General features: G+C 37.6%; 13 protein-coding genes and 2 pseudogenes. 2 read left to right on the top strand and 13 right to left on the bottom strand.

What is annotated here, in order from left to right; translation table 11 throughout:
• Positions 1–859: 859 nt before the first annotated feature.
• From QUF94_RS27815 to QUF94_RS27800, 4 genes and pseudogenes are all read right to left on the bottom strand, one after another.
• The gene (locus QUF94_RS27815; protein WP_289318878.1) at positions 860–1,180 is read right to left on the bottom strand and encodes a beta/gamma crystallin domain-containing protein; all 321 of its coding nucleotides are present in this window, start codon (positions 1,178–1,180) and stop codon (positions 860–862) included.
• Between the two features lie 208 nt (positions 1,181–1,388).
• Positions 1,389–1,706, bottom strand: a complete 318-nt coding sequence (locus tag QUF94_RS27810; RefSeq protein ID WP_289318877.1) for a beta/gamma crystallin domain-containing protein — start codon at positions 1,704–1,706, stop codon at positions 1,389–1,391.
• 391 nt (positions 1,707–2,097) lie between these two features.
• The gene (locus QUF94_RS27805) at positions 2,098–2,412 is read right to left on the bottom strand and encodes a hypothetical protein (RefSeq protein ID WP_289318876.1); all 315 of its coding nucleotides are present in this window, start codon (positions 2,410–2,412) and stop codon (positions 2,098–2,100) included.
• 252 nt (positions 2,413–2,664) lie between these two features.
• Positions 2,665–2,886: pseudogene (locus QUF94_RS27800) on the bottom strand (IS4 family transposase); the annotation flags it as partial.
• Between the two features lie 401 nt (positions 2,887–3,287).
• Between QUF94_RS27800 and QUF94_RS27795 the strand changes: the two are divergent.
• Positions 3,288–4,298, top strand: a complete 1,011-nt coding sequence (locus QUF94_RS27795; protein WP_289318875.1) for an alpha-helical endospore appendage domain-containing protein — start codon at positions 3,288–3,290, stop codon at positions 4,296–4,298.
• A gap of 348 nt (positions 4,299–4,646) precedes the next feature.
• Here the strand turns inward: QUF94_RS27795 and QUF94_RS27790 are convergent, their stop codons facing one another.
• From QUF94_RS27790 to QUF94_RS27775, 4 genes are all read right to left on the bottom strand, one after another.
• Entirely contained in the window at positions 4,647–5,210 is a 564-nt protein-coding gene (locus QUF94_RS27790; protein WP_289318874.1) for a recombinase family protein, read from the bottom strand.
• Between the two features lie 588 nt (positions 5,211–5,798).
• Positions 5,799–5,948 (bottom strand): hypothetical protein, encoded by a 150-nt coding sequence (locus QUF94_RS27785; protein ID WP_289318873.1) that lies wholly within the window; start codon positions 5,946–5,948, stop codon positions 5,799–5,801.
• Positions 5,949–6,008: 60 nt separating this feature from the next.
• Entirely contained in the window at positions 6,009–6,773 is a 765-nt protein-coding gene (locus QUF94_RS27780; RefSeq protein WP_289318872.1) for an alpha-helical endospore appendage domain-containing protein, read from the bottom strand.
• 614 nt (positions 6,774–7,387) lie between these two features.
• Positions 7,388–7,879 carry an Lrp/AsnC family transcriptional regulator gene (locus tag QUF94_RS27775; RefSeq protein WP_289318871.1) on the bottom strand — a complete coding sequence of 164 codons (492 nt, stop codon included), beginning with the start codon at positions 7,877–7,879 and terminating at the stop codon, positions 7,388–7,390.
• Between the two features lie 252 nt (positions 7,880–8,131).
• Between QUF94_RS27775 and QUF94_RS27770 the strand changes: the two genes are divergently transcribed.
• Positions 8,132–9,043 carry a DMT family transporter gene (locus tag QUF94_RS27770; RefSeq protein ID WP_289319011.1) on the top strand — a complete coding sequence of 304 codons (912 nt, stop codon included), beginning with the start codon at positions 8,132–8,134 and terminating at the stop codon, positions 9,041–9,043.
• Between the two features lie 376 nt (positions 9,044–9,419).
• Here the strand turns inward: QUF94_RS27770 and QUF94_RS27765 are convergent, their stop codons facing one another.
• The 5 genes and pseudogenes from QUF94_RS27765 to QUF94_RS27745 form a co-directional block, all read right to left on the bottom strand.
• Positions 9,420–10,700 carry a M20 family metallopeptidase gene (locus QUF94_RS27765; protein WP_289318870.1) on the bottom strand — a complete coding sequence of 427 codons (1,281 nt, stop codon included), beginning with the start codon at positions 10,698–10,700 and terminating at the stop codon, positions 9,420–9,422.
• Positions 10,701–12,116: 1,416 nt separating this feature from the next.
• Complete coding sequence (locus QUF94_RS27760) at positions 12,117–13,847, bottom strand: phospho-sugar mutase (protein WP_289318869.1); 1,731 nt, start codon at positions 13,845–13,847, stop codon at positions 12,117–12,119.
• Positions 13,848–14,577: 730 nt separating this feature from the next.
• A pseudogene (locus tag QUF94_RS27755) lies at positions 14,578–15,032 on the bottom strand (NUDIX hydrolase).
• 93 nt (positions 15,033–15,125) lie between these two features.
• Positions 15,126–16,382, bottom strand: coding sequence for a glycosyltransferase (locus QUF94_RS27750; RefSeq protein ID WP_289318868.1), 1,257 nt, complete (start codon positions 16,380–16,382; stop codon positions 15,126–15,128).
• A complete protein-coding gene (locus tag QUF94_RS27745) occupies positions 16,379–17,368 on the bottom strand; it encodes a phosphotransferase (RefSeq protein ID WP_289318867.1) in 990 nt (329 codons plus the stop codon). The genes QUF94_RS27750 and QUF94_RS27745 overlap by 4 nt, the downstream gene beginning before the upstream one ends.
• Positions 17,369–17,406: the final 38 nt, after the last annotated feature.

Raw genomic sequence — 17,406 nt, 5'->3', positions numbered from 1 at the left:
ATTTAGATGTTAGACAAGGTATCAACCGATTCTTTCAACATATAAACGGAACTGGTAGGTATATTACTTTAAATTCAGGAAATGATTTGGCATTCACAGGACCTTCGGGCGACAATATTTCTTCTGTAAGTGTCGCACCTAGGACTCTTGTAGTCTTGTATGAGCACATAAACTTCGTTGGTCAGAACATCCTTCTGATTAATAAAGGTAACTCTTACCTTTTGTTCAACCTTCACAAAGATTTAAATTTTAATGACAGAGCTTCATCAATTCGAACATTTCGACTTTGCTAATTAATTGGCTATGTTAAAGTTAATCGGAATCGATCTGAGGGCGGTACTTATTATGTTTATTTCTCGATTCATGGAGTGGCTACTTCTTCAGAGGTGATAATACAGCAACTAGTTATTAAATAGACCTTTCCATCGTACAGGATCAAACTCTAACCGTAGGGACTACGGGGATAGCCTGCTCCATAACTTGACCGATAGGTTGGTATTCGCAGGAATCTCCTACTTCAACGAGTGTTAGCGAGTAAGTGGGGGTAGTTCAATAAGAGTATATATACAACTGTTATCCAAACAGATGGCGTCTTTTTTGTATGTCAGAAAAAAGAGCTTTCTTTGGTTTCCTATAATTCTTTGATTATGTCAAAAAAAAAGGTTGGGTATCTTTTTTAGACACCCAACCTTTTTTTGTTAATATAAGCCATATTATTAACAATCAAGCTAAGTAACAAGCTAAGTAACAAGCTAAGTAAGAGCATAAGGGGTTTTTGTCCCCACCAAGGGTGTAGAGTTAGGCAAAACCTAACAAAACCAAGGGAACATGAGAACATGAAAAGTGTCGAGTGTCAGTATTACCTTATAAGTCGATAAGTTTTAATCGATGAGATATTGGCATCCCCTTCTGTATGGATACTGTTGAAGAGATAGGGAGAATCACCTAGGTTTTCAAGTATCTTTTTCTTCCCTGTGAAGTTTGCTCTCTGATACAAAACCACCAGGGTCCTAGGTGCGACACGTACAGAAGAAATTCTGTCATTCCACTGCTCCCCTAGGTATTCCATGAACTCTCCTGAATTCATTGTGAAAGACCTACCACTACCATTGACATACTGATAAAAAGTATTAACAGGAACACGAACGGTTAAATCATCACCATATGGGTTATAAAACATAAATATACCTCCAATAAGGCAAACTTACGATACATACGAAAGAGCTTTCTGATTATTGATGTTGTTCCGAGTTCTAGAAAATCCTTCCCATTTGTATTTATACAGGAAATTCAGGGATGACATACTCTTGTGGTACAGTCAGGAAAATGGAAATTTACAACGTTAAGGTGTTCTGAGAAGTAAAAAATACACTTCAAGAGACTTACAACTAGCCAATTCGATAAGTTTTAATCGATGAGACTTGGTCATTCCACCCGCCGTCCAAAAGGTTGACAAGCCAGTGAGAGTCGTATGGGTTTTCAAACGTCGCGCTACTGCCTCTGAAGCCTCTGTGTTGAAATATAATTATTAGGGTCCTAGGTGCGACACGTATAGAAGAAAGTCTGTCATTCCACCAATCTCCCACGTATTCCTCTGACTCACCTGAGAGCAATGTGTAATAATGACCACCTCCATTGATATGCTCATAGAAGGTATTAACAGGAGCCCGAAGGTTTAAATCATCACTATTGGGGCTATAAAACATAAACATCTCTCCAATACAATTCATTTTCTATATAACGTATGCCTATCTACAATTCATGTATAGGCAATTAACCAGTTAATCCCTAACTCTCAAGGTGAACGTCCAAACAGGGAAAATAAGTGAATACCTTATTCATTTTTAGTTAACATAAAATCAATTTTAGGAAGTAGCTAAAAAAGCCAAACCCATGTGTATCAGGGGTTTGGTTCTTAGTCGTTTTTTATCGTTTATTCAGGATTTTATATAACCTTGATGTAGCAAGGGTTTGCTAGATGATCAATAAAAAGCCCTAGATTAACCACTAGAGCTTTTTATTGATCATCTTTACCCTCATGGCCGCGCTCCGTTTGAGCGCAATGCTAGCTGCAACTATGACCCCTTGATTCTTTCGTCACGTCCCAAAAACAACGCTCTCGGGTGCAATTGGATCGAAAATCGAAATGTCTGCAACGATGTTAATCGGCTGTGTCCAATCAACATTCACATAAAAATCAACGAAACCTTCTTGCGGTGTAATGTTCTGCACGGTAATGCTTGCGCTCCCAAAATGTCGTCTAAAAGCCGCACCAAATATACCACCTAAAGGTACTGCTTCGCTCACTGAAATGTGAATAACCGAGTCGCGTTTAATGTCAGGATTTGTTAAACGAAGGGGAACGCGCCCTCTTCTTTGGGGCACATGCAGGCGAACAGTATACTTATACATTTTCAATTTCTCCTTCCACTTGTGAATAACTGATGCATTTGCACCATAATATGGAAAGTGGAAGAAGTACGATACTTGCCCATCTTAAATTTGGGCGGGGTGAAACTAATAACGGTCTTAATGGGGTAGGGTCACATACCCATCAAGCTAACAACCCAAATTACTAGATACGAAATGATATTTATTTTAAAATTACGATTGATAGAAAAAGGTAGGCATGCCAAAGAAGCCTATTAAAACGCGATTTTTTTTCTAGGCAGCTTGTCTATGCTTCACCGTCGTTTCATACACAACCCCTAGAATATCAAAGACGGTCATCTTCTTATACCGATGACAATTACGACCGTTCTTTTTGAGCAGCTGATAAAGGCGATGCAGAATTTCCGAAAGTTCCTCTGTGCCAACTGCTATCGCTTGAAACAGTAACGAAAAGTAATCTTTAATCATATAAATCGCTTTGTATTCACTCAACTCAGTGGTTATGATACAAGTCATATGAGACATTCCAAGTCCTTATTTCACTTATTTTTGATTATGTCTCAATAGATTAAAGCCTATTGATACATAACCAAATCACTCTAAAATTAGGACTTCATAATGTCTCATAAGACTCGTACCAAAATGCTTATCGTTGTAAATCTGCATTTTCCTGACGCTACCCCAATCTCAGAAACTGCCCTCGGAGTTGATAGAATCTGAGGGCTTTTCAACGTAACATAACCAAGAATTAGAGGAAGTCACTTGAATAAGATTAGGAGTATCAGTATGTCTAAGCATGATGGACTTGTATTTATAACAGGCAAAGGGCCGTGTCCCATTTACACTATTAACCATAATTTATATATAGTCTTAAAAATTGAAAGAGGTGAATGATTTTGTCTTTTCCAAATATACCCAATATCACTCCTGCCATTTCTGTTACGGTAGAACAGACGATTCCTTTACTGTTAAATTCCATTGCTCTGGAAGAACTAGCTCTGGCTCACATCATGAATGCCGAGGCAGAGAAGCTTCAATTTGTTTTAGGAACATTACCTACAGGAACCGCACTTTCTCCTGCAGTGGTGTCGTTAGCCGAACTTTTTGCTGTTGACTCGAGTGTTCAAAGAACACTTCGTGACGTCATCAAAAAGGAAATGCTATTACAGTTCAAATTTGAAAATGTATTGGATCTAATTCCGCTTGCACCGCCAGTACCGGCGCAACAAACTTTTCCGTTTACGGGAGCGCCTCAAACAGTTGTTGTTCCACCACGTGCAACTACTGCTAGGATATTAGCAATAGGTGCTGCGGGAGGAGCAAGTCCTGGAGGAGGAGGGTCAGGATTTGGTGCATCTATTCAAGGAGATTTCGCTGTAACACCAGGAGAGGTGTTAACTGTATTGGTAGGCGGACAGGGTGATCCAGGATTAATTGAAGGTGGTGAAGGTGGCGGCGGTGGCGGAAGCTTTGTATGGCGCGGCGCGGGATCTGTCACGCTTGCTAATCTTTTAGTAGCAGCCGGCGGTGGCGGCGGCGGAAACGATAGTGGTGATTCGGGAGTTAATGCGTCACTTAGCAGCAGCGGTACTGCGGCTACCTCAGGTGGTGCTGGAGGGATAGGCGGTAATGGTGGACAGTCAGATGACGATGGTGCTGGAGGGGCAGGAATCTTAACTGATGGAGGAGATTCTGCAAATGCCCAAGGAGGGCAAGCGATTAGTGCAGGCGGTGCAGGTGGTACTGGATTCGCCGGACAACAAAACGGCGGCTTTGGCGGCGGCGGCGGAAATGTTAACGGCGGCGGTGGCGGCGGTGGTTCCCAAAATAATGGAACAAACCAAGTCAACATAGCTGGTGTCGGTACTGGAAATGGCCAGGTAACCATAATCTTTTTTGGTATATAGATTACCCTCCCTTCTTTAATTAAATGGGATGAATCATTGAGTCTTCTTTAGAAGGTAGCTAATATAATTTTAAATAATTAACACTTGTCAGTTCATTATAAAATTATATAAGCCTAAATATTATTGAGGAGGACATCTACTTTACCCGCAAAAGAAGCATCTAATCTAAAATGATGCTTCTTTTTATTTCAATTACATTATATTTCAAGAACCAATTTCCCTTTCGCGTGGGCCTTTTACTTTAAAACTTGTTATGCAATCTTACAAAACCAACATATTGAAACTTCAGCTTTTAAGAAAGTTACACATTGAATATTTTTTTGCATAAAAAAAAGCCTGAAGTGGTTTTCACTCCAGGCTATCTTTTGCTTTCGCATATATAGTTGAACGAGGAACACCAGTAAGCTTTACAATGTCATTTACGCTCATTCCGTTTGTCTCTCTATTCTTATAAAGATTTAAAGCCTTCGATACTTCCTTTTCACTTTGCCCTTTCCTTCCCATGTGTTTCCCTTGCTTCTTTGCCCGCTCCCTGCCTTCTGAAGTCCGGCTAACAATTAAATCCCTTTCAAATTCTCCAATCGCTCCTAACATGGTAAACATTAGCTTACCAGCTGCGGTACTAAAATCTATTTGCTCCTTTAAAAATACCAAGCCGATTCCTTCAGCTTCCAATTCAATAGCAATATTATGAAGGTCCCTAACAGAACGGGCCAAGCGGTCAATTTTAGTAACAACTAATTTATCACCTTTTCTTAATGCTTTTCTTGCGTTTTCTAATTCCTGCCGATCCGTTTTCTTTCCGCTTTCTTTTTCCATATATATTTTTTCGCAACCATATTCTTTTAATTGTTCAATTTGGCTTTCAAGCGACTGTCCAACTGTCGATACCCTTGCATAGCCAACTTTCATTTGCTCATACCCCTTTTTGTCTAAAAGTTATATATCTTCTATACTTTTAATTATAGACTATCTTTTAGACACAAACAAGAACAAAAAGAATAATAAAAAGGAATGTTTTTAGTCTGGTACAAAACTTGTAACTTTTAGACACGTTCATAAATGTACATAACAACCAGCGAACGTCAGTAAACTCAAAACAGACTTTTCCGAACGACTTATATCGTACAATTCAATATAAAAACGAACCGTTCGCAAATGTCTACTTTTACGAACAGGTTTAATTGGTTACTTATCTAATATCGATTGTTAACTGCTAAGGTTATGCACGTCACTACCTAATGCGCATGGATTTACAGTAACCGTTAAATCTTCATGGTAGCGTCTTTAGTTGAAGAAGGGTATTTTTTATTAATTTGAATGTGCGATTTTATGTATTATGTTACATTTTTTTCGACTCCATAAAAAAGCTGCAGCAGAATGCTCTAGCCAAATAAAGTAAGAATAGCCATCCCAAAAGGTTCATAATAGGGTAATTTTGTGCGTTAATGAGCAAATGAGACGGATATACTCCGCCTCATTTTTTAGTTTGTCCACATTTTATAACTGACGGCGTTTTCCGCAGCCGCAACCACCTTGTTTTATTTTGGGAATTTCTCTTTTTATTGGCTGAGAATTCGATGATTTTATTACATTTAGTGTGTTTTGTGGGTTGGCTTCATTTTGTTCATTATTACCTTGTTCATTCATTATTTTTCCCCCTTTAAAAAAGACAGCATAAAAATGCTGTCTTTTCTAGTCCATTAAAAGCTACGGACAAGTAAGAATAGCTATTCCTGCCACTACTCCTGGGATCGTTACACTCAGTAAAGTACCCAGACCGCTGGCTACCAGTACAGTCACGTCACCAGTAGTACTATTGATAGAAATAGTAAAGCTAGCACCAGTTGCAACTGGAACTCCACCAAGGGTTACAGTTCCCGTACCCATAATGGTCACATCATTTGTGCAATCAACACTTGAAATTGCATCAATACTAAAACCTAAAGCAGGAATTCCTATAACCGTCGCCGTCAATGATAAGTCGAAAACGGAACCGCTTGCTTCACAATTAGGACAAATGCTGATATCCAGCGTTCCTGAAGCTGCCACGAAACCAGGTATCAAAACGGTAGTAACACTTATAGGTCCTAAAAATGTTAAAGGACCAGCGGTAACACCACACCCACATGTAGCTGGTGTTGGACCTCCGCCTCCGCCTCCTGTAGCACCGATTAAATCCAGAACATTTTCAAATTTGAACTCCAATAACATTTCCTTCTTGATGACGTCACGAAGAGTTCTTTGTACACTGGAGTCGATAGCAAGAAGATCCGCGGCTGAAACCACTGCAGGAGAAAGTGTGGTTCCTGTTGGTAATGTTCCTAAAACAAATTGAAGCTTCTCTGCCTCAGCATTGATGATGTGAGCGAGGGCTAATTCTTCAAGAGCAATGGAAGCCAAAAGCAAAGGAACCGTCTGCCCAGTAGTGACCGAAATAAGCGGAGTGATGTTAGGTATATTTGGAAAAGACAAAATCATTCACCTCCTTTCTAGTTTTGTTAAAAGAAACACAATGAACAAAGGCTTTTCTAGCTATTGTTCTCTATATTGTATGCAATAATAGTTTAATAAATTGTATGCTTGTCTTTAGGTATAAGTGGATTTTTTGCTTAAAAGAGCCCTTTTTTATTTGATTTATGAAGCATCCTCAATATGGTTTAAATACTATATATATAACGCCCTTTTTTAAAAGAATAGTTAATCTCCTATAACACATAACTCAATAATGAAAATATAATAAGTATTAGGGAATACTAGGAGAGACATTTCAAAAAAGAGCAACTATCTATATCTATAATAGTTGCTCTTTTTTGGTATAAAGGAAGTTGCTTATGCTAAATAGGGAATTCAATGAATCAAATATGGTGGTTATAAAGGATTTATAGAATTAAATTCGTATTTAACTGCAACGTTAATGTAATAAGCAGCTAAAAGGTTTAGAAAAAAGGTCCTTTTTTCATACCGATAACATCTGAGTATGTGAACTAGCGTTTTTTCGTTAGTTGAAGAAGAAAAATCAAAAGCATTGTTTAACAGAGTCTATTTTAAAGAAGTAACAATCAAAAAAAGTTCGTAAAAGTGTACTTTTACGAACCGGACTTTTCTTCCCATATAGGTAAAACAGTTGAATATTTAATTTCTCTGAGAGCTAGGCTAGTTTGAATTTTTGTAATGCCTAGTTTATTTAACTTTCTAATAAATATTTCCAATTCCTTCCGATCTTTGTTAGCCACTTTTAGAAGATAATCATACTCACCTGTTAAACAATGACACTCTAATACTTCTGACATAGAAGCTAATGCCTTTTCCAAAACTTCCAGTTTTTCAGCTTGATGTATATTCGTACTAATAAAAATGAAACATAATAAATCAAAACCTAGCTTCTCCTGGTTTAAAATTGCTACTTGTGCATTAATAAACCCTTCATTTTCCAAACGTTTTATCCTTGAATGTATAGCTGGTGGAGATAATTTGACACGCTTTGCAAGCTCAGTATTGCTTAACTGTGATTGCTTTTGTAGTAAATCTAAAATTTGAATATCAACATTATCTAGAACCTTGCTTACGATAGATTCCACTTATAGTCACCCCTTTTACAATTGTTCCAAAAATAGTATCATTCCAATAGCAAAACAAAATTTAATTCTGTTTATCGGCAATATTTCTTAATATTATTTTAAGTTTCTTCTATTATACAAAATAATATATTAAGTAACGATCTAAAATGTTAAAATTATTAATAAATAATTATGAAAATTGAAATGTCATTGTGCACAATGGCTTCGATCTTTTTCACTTAAACAGTGAAAGATGTAAAGGAGCAAAATGAAATGCAATATTATTATTTTTCGTTATTACTTTTAACAAGTTTGTTATGGGGTGGAAACTTTGTCGTTGGAAAGTCGCTTGTCGAACATGCTTCTCCGATGACGTTGACGAGTTTAAGGTGGATCATTGCTATTAGTTGTCTTTTGCCAATTGTATGGTGGAAAGAAAGAAAGATATTTCCCCCTCGTAGTGCAATCCTTCCATTATTTTTGATGGGGATTACAGGTGTGGTTCTATTTAATCTATTACAATTTGTAGCATTAGAGAAAACTTCCGCCACTAATGTTGGGTTAATATCAACATTAAACATGATTTCAATTGCAATTTTTTCATTTTTCTTTTTAAAAGAAAGAATTAATATTCTACAAATGTTTTCTATGTTTTTTTCGCTTTTTGGTGTAATACTTGTACTTTCAAAAGGAAATATTGATCTATTCCTTTCATTGCGTTTTAATACAGGTGATTTATATATGATAGCTGCTGTATGTGTTTGGGGGATATATTCCGTTTGTAGCAAATGGGCAATGTTAACAACAACGCCCATGATGTCAACATTATATTCTGGTATATTTGGACTTTTAGTTATTCTCCCGTTTAATTTTTCTGATTTTGCAGTGTCAAATATAAATACTTCTTTCATACAATCTATTTTATATACAGGTGTTATCTCAACTGTAGCATGTATGGTACTTTGGAACATTGGTGTACAAAAGTTAGGTACAACTACATCAGGTATTTTCTTGAATTTTAATCCTATTTTCACTGCAATTTTAGCTTTTCTCTTATTAGGTGAAAAAATGACGTGGGTACAAGGAATTGGTAGTTGTATTGTGATTATAGGTTGTTATATGTTCTCACATTTTAAAGCGAAGGTGATTTTCAAGAATTCTAGTCAATCGCAATTGCAAGCATGATTTTTAATCAAGATCATGGCTAAACAAAAAGTGAACCTGACTAAAAAAGAAGGCAAAGAATTATTAAAAAAAATCCTAGTTCATTCAGAGAAAAAAGGAATCCCCACTTTTCCCAAAAAGAAAAAAGCCTGAAGCCGTTTTTCTGCTCCAGGTTTTTTTTTTAGCTTTTGGTCTTCATGTAAATTTGAAACAAAGTTTGATCAAAACACGCTATAAATATATTTAGTTTAGCATTGAACTAAAGAATTAATACCAAGGAGTATATAAATATTCCACCAAAAACCACCACCATATACACCTTGAAAGAGAACATTAGCAGTAGCGCGTGCAGTATACCCTGCATCATTAACCTGCATAAAGTTTAGTGAAAATAGATTTAAAATGACCTAAGATACTTGACTGCCGTCTCAGCATATATCTCGGCAGATTCTACTAAGTTCTCCACTGAAACCTGCTCATCGTACCCATGGATAGTGTGTTCCAGCCCAGGACCGTAAAGGACGGTATCAATGCCATGGCGCCGGAAGTGACTGGCATCACTTGAACCAAGCAAAAGTACGCTGAAGACGGGTTCCTCCATTCCAAGGACACGCTGGATTCCTAGTTCTATGGCCCTCACAATTGGACGATTCTCTAAGGTCCAGTTCGGGTTAGTACAGGGTACCATTGGCTCTACAACCGCACCTGGCGCTACAGCACTAACAAGATTACTAGCGACATCAAGTACAAACTCGGGCTTCATACCGAATGGAACCCGGGTATCCACTTTAATGATACACTTGTCTGCGACGACGTTCACATTTGTTCCGCCCTGGATTACACCTGGATTGTAAGAGGGACGATAAAGTAACTGTGACAGTAAGGGATTTCCTAGACGCTGAGATAGGAGCCACTCAGTATTGTACAAAAGTTGACAAGGCTCTGCCGGAGGCGTTGCCTTGAGCTCCCATAGCTTGGTTAGTGCTTCGACCGCGGCAGCCCCTCTTCGTACGGCGGAGATTCCATAAAGCGGTTGTAGGCTGCCATGATCTGTCTGACCTGGTATGATCACCTGCATCCATGCCTTGCCCTTTTCACCGGCATTCGGATGGTAGCGGTCCGTTGGTTCACCAATCAGACAAGCATCACCCTTAATCAATCCTTGATCCAGGAGCGAGGCCACCTCAATGCCGCTAGTCTCTTCATCCGGAGAGGCAATAACTCCTAGGCTACCTTTCAAATTAAGAGTGGGGGCGAACTCCTGAAGTAGTCCAGCCACAAAAATCAGTGATGCCAAGCCTCCTTTCATATCGGAGGCTCCCCTACCCAAAAGCATACCTGCTCTGACTTCTCCTGAGAAAGGATCGAAGGTCCAATGTGAACAATCGCCTGCAGGTACGACATCTGTATGTCCACAAAATAGGAGCCGTGGACCAGGTACCCTGGTTAAGGGAGCATCACAGACCACGGTAACCAGCGCATTTTCGCTACGGCGGTATTCGGTAATCAAGAACCCTTTTGCTGCTAGGTATCGGCTAATATGGCGTCCCATTTCTGCTGACCGCTTCTTAAACTCGGGCGATGGATTTTCAGATGGAATTCGAATAAATGAAGCAGCAAGTTCGACTAATTCCTGTTGCCTTGACCTTATCAGCTGCCGGATTATTCTGGTACTCATATAAATATATCCCCTCCATGTCCAGCATTAGCCGCAGTATTTCTATACTATTCTATGTGCTGTTCCTAGATCATATTTCTGAGGTTAAAAGTGGGGAAACATTTGATACATGTTATTTAAAGTCTCGTTCAATGCTATAGTTAAACTTAATGAGCCAAAGATTTATAGTGGTAATGCCTAACCTCCGTTATCTTAACAGCAATTCTTTCAACTATTTAGCTGATTATGCTTAACTGGTTTTAGGGTTTTTGACTTGCTGAAGTGAAGCATTGAAACGGCTGGAAGACAGTCTTATCCCCTATGCTGAAAGAAAGCTAAAAAAGCAATCTAACAGAATAGGAGGGATAAGCGTCTAAAGTTACTTGCGTCAGTTCGCAATGTATCCGTATGTCTAGACCCTATTCACTCAACAGTTTTCACCGTACACGCCCTTTACCGGTATAACTTTGCAATTAAAGTAAATCATCTAACCCTCTTTCTTAATCCATAATCTGGCCTTTTAACGGAACAACTTATTGTCACTTAACAGTTCCTTAAACCATTTTTTAACTTCAGATATTCTTTTTTCACTATAAAAACCCTTTAGAAGGTGTTTTATCTAAAGGGGTAGAACGATGCAACTTTTTATAAAAGATTCTACTTTCATTCAAATTCGAAAAAGGGTTGCAGCTTAGAATCATTGGGCGTAAGTGCGGATAATTAGCTTCATTTATTTCTAGTAAATAATCATCCATTTTTTCAGATTCACAAATCAAATTCACTAACTTTACTCACCCCAAATTTAAAAACGCATGTTTTGGGATTATTCAGGAGAAATAAATTTTATAGGTGTACTTTACAACTATTTTGCCCCCGTCGTTGAACAAGGATATATTTTCTTTAATTTGAATGTACGATAATATGTATGCTGTTCCATGTTCTAGTTTTTCTTTTTGAGACTTCACTCTTTTAAGGCACTTTTCTTATAGGGCTTTTCTTATTGGGGATGACCTCTAAAGGGGTGCCGATAAAGACCTATTAAAAAAACTCCCTATTTAGCACCTTTCATAAGGCCCATCCTAGGGCCTGTACAACTGTACTACGTAACGTCATACGGTATCAGCAAGGCTACTATCATAGGGGGGATTTGGAGGATTGGAATAGTATATTATATGCTCAATACTCCAAACAGTGCCGAATAGTAATACATATCAGCACCCGCCCCCTCATACTCAACCCTTACTGGAGTAAGTACCCTTTTCAGCCCAGAAAGGCATAAGACGACTTACGGGAATCTTGTTTCTAAGAAGGGAGAGGCTGGGTGCTAGGTTTAGAAGGCAGTACCAATCTATCGAAAGACAAAAAGGGTCCTCTTTACATAATGAATGCTGACCCTAGTTATTTTACGAAGATCCTCTGAATGAGAATCTTTCTTCTTTAAAGCAAATTATTGATTCTTCTCATAAAGTCTTCCATAACGGTGGATAATTTCCCCTTGGCTTCGTTCATCGAGTTTCCTTGAACACCGAAATAAAATTTAATTTTAGGTTCAGTTCCGGAAGGTCGTAAACATACCCATGTTCCATCTTCAAGAAAGTATTTTAATACGTTCGATTTTGGGAGCTTTATGGCCTCTTCCCTATTTGTCCCAAACGTGTATTTTTTCCTGCTGAGATAATCCTCTTGAACCACTACTTTATGACCAGAGATTTGATCTGGTGGATTTTCACGGAATTCATTGAGAATCGCTTGAATTTGTCTGGAACCTTCAATTCCTTTTAAAGTCAACGATCGCAATCCTTCCAAGTAATAGCCATATTTCTCAAAAACATCCAGTAAACCTTCGTACATCGTTTTGCCTTGCTTTTTGTAATAGGCACAGACTTCCACTGCCAGAATAGTCGCCTGTATGGCATCCTTATCTCGAGCAAAATCTTTGATTAGATATCCATAGCTTTCTTCATAGCCAAACAGGAAAGAATGTTCTCCACTTGTGTGGTATTCATTGATTTTTTCAGCAATGAATTTAAATCCAGTTAAAACATCTACCGTTTTTAAACCATTTTGCTCAGAAATCGCCCGTCCTATTTCTGAAGTCACGATGGTCTTTAATACGACTCCATTTTCTGGAAGGGTCCCTTTCTTTTGTTTTTGTGAAATTAAATAATCCAAAAAGAGAGCGCCTGTTTGGTTGCCTGTTAATACGACATAATCTCCAGCATTATTTTTCACGCTAATTCCGAGCCTATCCGCATCCGGATCGGTGGCAATCAATAAATCAGCGTCGACTCGGTTTCCAAGCGCGATGGCCAATTCAAAAGCAGCATGTTCCTCTGGATTAGGCGATTTAACAGTAGGAAAGTTAGCATCGGGCATTTCCTGTTCTTTAACAATATGGACATTTCGATATCCTAGATCATGCAAAGCACGTTTTACTGATTTATTGGCTGTACCATGAAGCGGTGTAAACACGAGCTTTACATCGAGTTCATCTGCTAACTTTGGATCTTCCGGAATAGTGAGCAAATGCTCATTATAAGCAGTATCCAGTTCTTCCCCAATGATTTGAATGAGCCCTCTGTCCTTTAGGATTTCTTCTTCCTCCACTACAATGGAAAGCTCATTTTCAATCGCGTTCACGTAATCAATGACTTGATCCGCTGCTTCAGGAGGTAGCTGTGCCCCGTCTGATCCGTACACTTTATACCCATTATATTCAGGCGGATTATGGCTTGCTGTAATGACGATACCGGCAAATGCATTCAGTTTACGTACGGAAAAAGAGAGCTGTGGGGTAGGCCGTAATTCATCAAATACATAAGCTTTAATTCCCTTTGTTGCCAAAGTCTTGGCTGCCTCCAATGCAAATTCTGGAGACTTATGTCTTGAATCGTAAGCAATTACGACTCCTCTGGATTTTGCCTCGTTTCCAAACGATTGAATATACTCAGCAAGTCCTACAGTCGCTTTTCGCACGGTATATATGTTCATCCTATTCGTACCTGGACCAATTTCCCCTCGCATACCACCCGTCCCGAATTCCAAATTTTTATAAAAGGCGTCTTCAAGTGCTATTTCATCATCATTCATTTCTTCAAGCATTAAGCGCATTTCATTATCTAAATTTGGGTAACTTGTCCAAATAGTATATAAAGACTTCCAGTCCATTAAAAACAGCTCCCTTCCAGCCTGTATGTTTTTTTGCTTTGTTTGGCACGTCTTTTCCCTTTAACACTTAGTACATATTGTAGGCGATCAATTGAGCATGGGATCTAAAAACCAGCGTTCCTAAAGCATCCAATCCGAAATCAACTTTAGCTCTTTGAGTAGTTCTCCATCCTGCAACGGGGTTGTAGAGTCGCCAAATGGCGTCTCTTCCAAAGTTATTGGTTATGATCCATTCATATTCCCCAACCAATACTTTGGAAAAAGCGTCATTTGTCCTTCATCCATTACCCCTTTGGCAAGAAGAGTGACAATGCGGCTGGAATACACTATGATTGTGTACCCTCAAAAAAAACGACACCATTATCATCCATTGTCATCCTAGGACTCTTTTTAGTAAGGGGGGCTGAATGTTCTCAGGAAGCCTCTTCAGGGTATCTTCAAGCATATCGAGAGTCTATAGAAAAAAGTATCGACTAACGGAAGCATATCGTTTAAGGCGTTATGGTTGATGCCGTCAAAGCAAAATAAAGGATGCAGATGATCTTTCCCATGATTTCATGGATTATAACTTACAGTGGCTCATTCTTGCTTACCATAACGGTTTCTAAAGATGAATCAAAGTCAAGGATAGCCATCATTTGATCCTTTAGTTTTCTAGCATACACCTGATTATTTACCTGCTAAGGCCCTTAGATTTTTTCTAGAGAGCTGAAGCGATCCTCGAAAAAATTCAATTGCCAAACCCTGAATAATTACAAATTTCTTTTTTGATATCGGGATCCATATCTTTTGGCAGCTGATTGATTGGAAATAAGTGTATAGCACTTCCTTCTTTACCATCAGGTTTCAAAGTTCCTTCTATAATTTCATTTGTTGTATAAAAAGCGTTAACAGAATAGAATTGATCTCCATTTGGTAAGTGAATAAAATAGTTTACGCCTGATAAAACTTTTAGAAATTGTAATCGACCAATCGTTAAACCTGTTCCTCTTTTACTTCACGCAATGCTGTTTCCTCTAATGATTCTCCTAACTCCATAAGTCCCCCTGGTAATCCCCATACTTTTGTATCTGTTCGAAATTGTAATAAAATCTGCCTAAGTGGATTAAATATTAATACTTTTGCCCCTGTTAAAATGACTGGCCTTTTTCCCACAAGCTTGCGTAAATCTTCTATATAGCCCATGTCACTCCCCTTTCTACTTAAATGATAACTATTGGGTATCCAGCTTGTTTTTTCGTTATGATAAATTTTGTTTTTAAATTTTCCTTACTTGATTTATTTTTTCTTTTTCTTTTTTTTAGTTTTAGTTTCCGTTTTCATTTTAGTTTCCGTTTTAGTTTCCGTTTTAGTTTCCGTTTTCATTTTAGTTTCCGTTTTAGTTTCCGTTTTCGTTTTAGTTTTTGTTTTAGTTTTTGTTTTAGTTCCCGTTTTAGTTTTAGTTTTTGTTTTAGTTCCCGTTTTCGTTGTATTAACGAGAGAATATAATCTTTGTTGCTCAATAATTTGTTTATTGACATCAAATTTTTCTTCAATGACTTGCCGTGCTCTTTCCGTATAGTCGTTCCAAATCTCTGGATGTTCTAAAAAGAATTGTATGCCTTTCGCTAACTCAATATCATTTTTTTCTGGAGCTAGGTATCCTGTTCTCTGGTGTTCAATCAATTCAGGGATTCCCGCGTGTTGAGTGGAAACGACAGGTAAACCGCTAGCCATTGCTTCTTTTAAGGCATTAGGAATGCCTTCGATATCACCAGTTTTAGCTGTCTGACTTGCAAGACAAAAGATATGAGCTTTTTTTAATTCGTCCGAAACTTGTTTTGAATCCATAACTCCTCTAAGAATCACAACATCTTTAAGGTTATATTCTGCAATGGCGGATTTAATTTTTTTCTCATCTTCACCTGCTCCGATAATATGCAGTCTAGCATTTGGATATTGTGTATTAATCCGTTTAAATGCTTTTATAAGAGTAATAAATCCTTTTTTGTCTACAAGTCTACCTACAGATAAAACTCTTATTTCGCCTTCTATGGGGAGAGTGCGGTTAGAATAGGGGAAAAGATCTAATTCGATACCACCATATAACACATGCATATTTTTAGCCGGAATTCCTAAACTTCTTAATCCTTCTGCAAGATATTGGCATACAGGGTAATAGTGTGCACCATGTTTATTTAATGCTGAATATCGCTTAGCATTTTTTTCGAAAATTTCTGGTCTGTCAGAACCATCACGCCCTCTAATGCTAACAATCAAAGGGATATTATATTTTTCACATATAGGCAAAATCTCTTGTCCGTGTGATCCGTGATGAGCATGAATGGCTATGATATCTTGTTCTTCGAAGAACTTTTTTAGATCTTTAATTTTGTTTAAATTATAGTAGTTTTCAAAGGGGAATTCTGTACGGTTGGTATTGTCGAATGGGCCGATTACGATTGAGCGATATTGACTAATTTTTACGATTTGATTATATATAAAACGTTGATGTGTTTTGATGTTTTCACTCACAAAAAAAGCAATGGTTTTCATCCCACCTCACTCCCTTTAATAAGAAATTCATATTTGCTTTTCTCGCGTTCTGCTAATTGAACTAATAGTTCTTGATAATTACTTGATTTTTTTATTTTTTCTTGTTCTACAATTTGTTTTACTTGCTTGTGAAATTCATGAGGAAACATAGAATCAGCTTTATAAATGTCTTTGTATGGTAGGTCTTCAGAACAAACTTTAAAGTAATTTTCAAACAGAGGATTTAATTTGGATAGAGGATCATTTTTAGAATTACGTGTAATTGACATCATGAGAAAACGAAAATCATCTAACGGTGAACCGAAGTATGCATGATCAAAATCAATAATAAGAAATTCCTTGTTTTCTGTTGTGAAAGCATTGTTCATGTTGAAATCCCCATGGCAAATGCTATTTCGTTTAGAGGTTTGTTGAAGATATCCTTCGATATCACAAGTTTGCATAAGGTGATAGACACTTAGTCCTATTTTAGTTATCTCATTGATTATGTCTTTTAAGGTAGGTGAACTAACGGAAGACGTCCACTTTTTTATTTCATCAAGTTTATCTGAATAACTTTTTAAAAAATTTTCCTTGTTTGGAAAAAAGATTTTTTCATTAAAGCTAATAAGCTCTTCAAATTTAGCATGTGAATGAAACTCTGCCAATCCTTCGATGCGCTGCTGTTCATTTATTGGCTCCAGATTATTGATATATTCAGAAACATAATAAAATTTTTTCTTTGTTTGGACATATACTTGGCCCTTTGTCGTCTCAAATACATTGGGTACAGAAAATCCAATTTTAGATAATTGATGATGAAGCAGAATTGGAAAAGAAGAATTGTCCTTTTTTACGGCTTTTAATACAAGACGTCGTTTATTTTTCGTATCGTGTATCACCCAAACCTTATTTTCTTTAGGTTCCTTAATAAAAACAACATCCTTTTCTGACAAATTATACTCCTTAAGAATTTCCAATGGAGTTTTCATATTTTCAGGGTTCAAATTACTTTCTCCTTTTTATTAACTTACATATTTTTTAT

The organism is Peribacillus sp. NJ4 (genome assembly GCF_030348345.1).
Taxonomy (GTDB): Bacteria; Bacillota; Bacilli; order Bacillales; family DSM-1321; genus Peribacillus.
Note: the sequence above shows the minus strand (reverse complement) of the source record. Positions and strands in the feature narration are given on the sequence as shown.

Coding starts and splice junctions, on each gene's coding strand:
- QUF94_RS27815 (WP_289318878.1), bottom strand. CDS start 1,180: ATGTTTTATAACCCATATGGTGATGATTTAACCGTTCGTGTTCCTGTT.
- QUF94_RS27810 (WP_289318877.1), bottom strand. CDS start 1,706: ATGTTTTATAGCCCCAATAGTGATGATTTAAACCTTCGGGCTCCTGTT.
- QUF94_RS27805 (WP_289318876.1), bottom strand. CDS start 2,412: ATGTATAAGTATACTGTTCGCCTGCATGTGCCCCAAAGAAGAGGGCGC.
- QUF94_RS27790 (WP_289318874.1), bottom strand. CDS start 5,210: ATGAAAGTTGGCTATGCAAGGGTATCGACAGTTGGACAGTCGCTTGAA.
- QUF94_RS27785 (WP_289318873.1), bottom strand. CDS start 5,948: ATGAATGAACAAGGTAATAATGAACAAAATGAAGCCAACCCACAAAAC.
- QUF94_RS27770 (WP_289319011.1), top strand. CDS start 8,132: ATGCAATATTATTATTTTTCGTTATTACTTTTAACAAGTTTGTTATGG.
- QUF94_RS27765 (WP_289318870.1), bottom strand. CDS start 10,700: ATGAGTACCAGAATAATCCGGCAGCTGATAAGGTCAAGGCAACAGGAA.
- QUF94_RS27760 (WP_289318869.1), bottom strand. CDS start 13,847: ATGGACTGGAAGTCTTTATATACTATTTGGACAAGTTACCCAAATTTA.
- QUF94_RS27750 (WP_289318868.1), bottom strand. CDS start 16,382: ATGAAAACCATTGCTTTTTTTGTGAGTGAAAACATCAAAACACATCAA.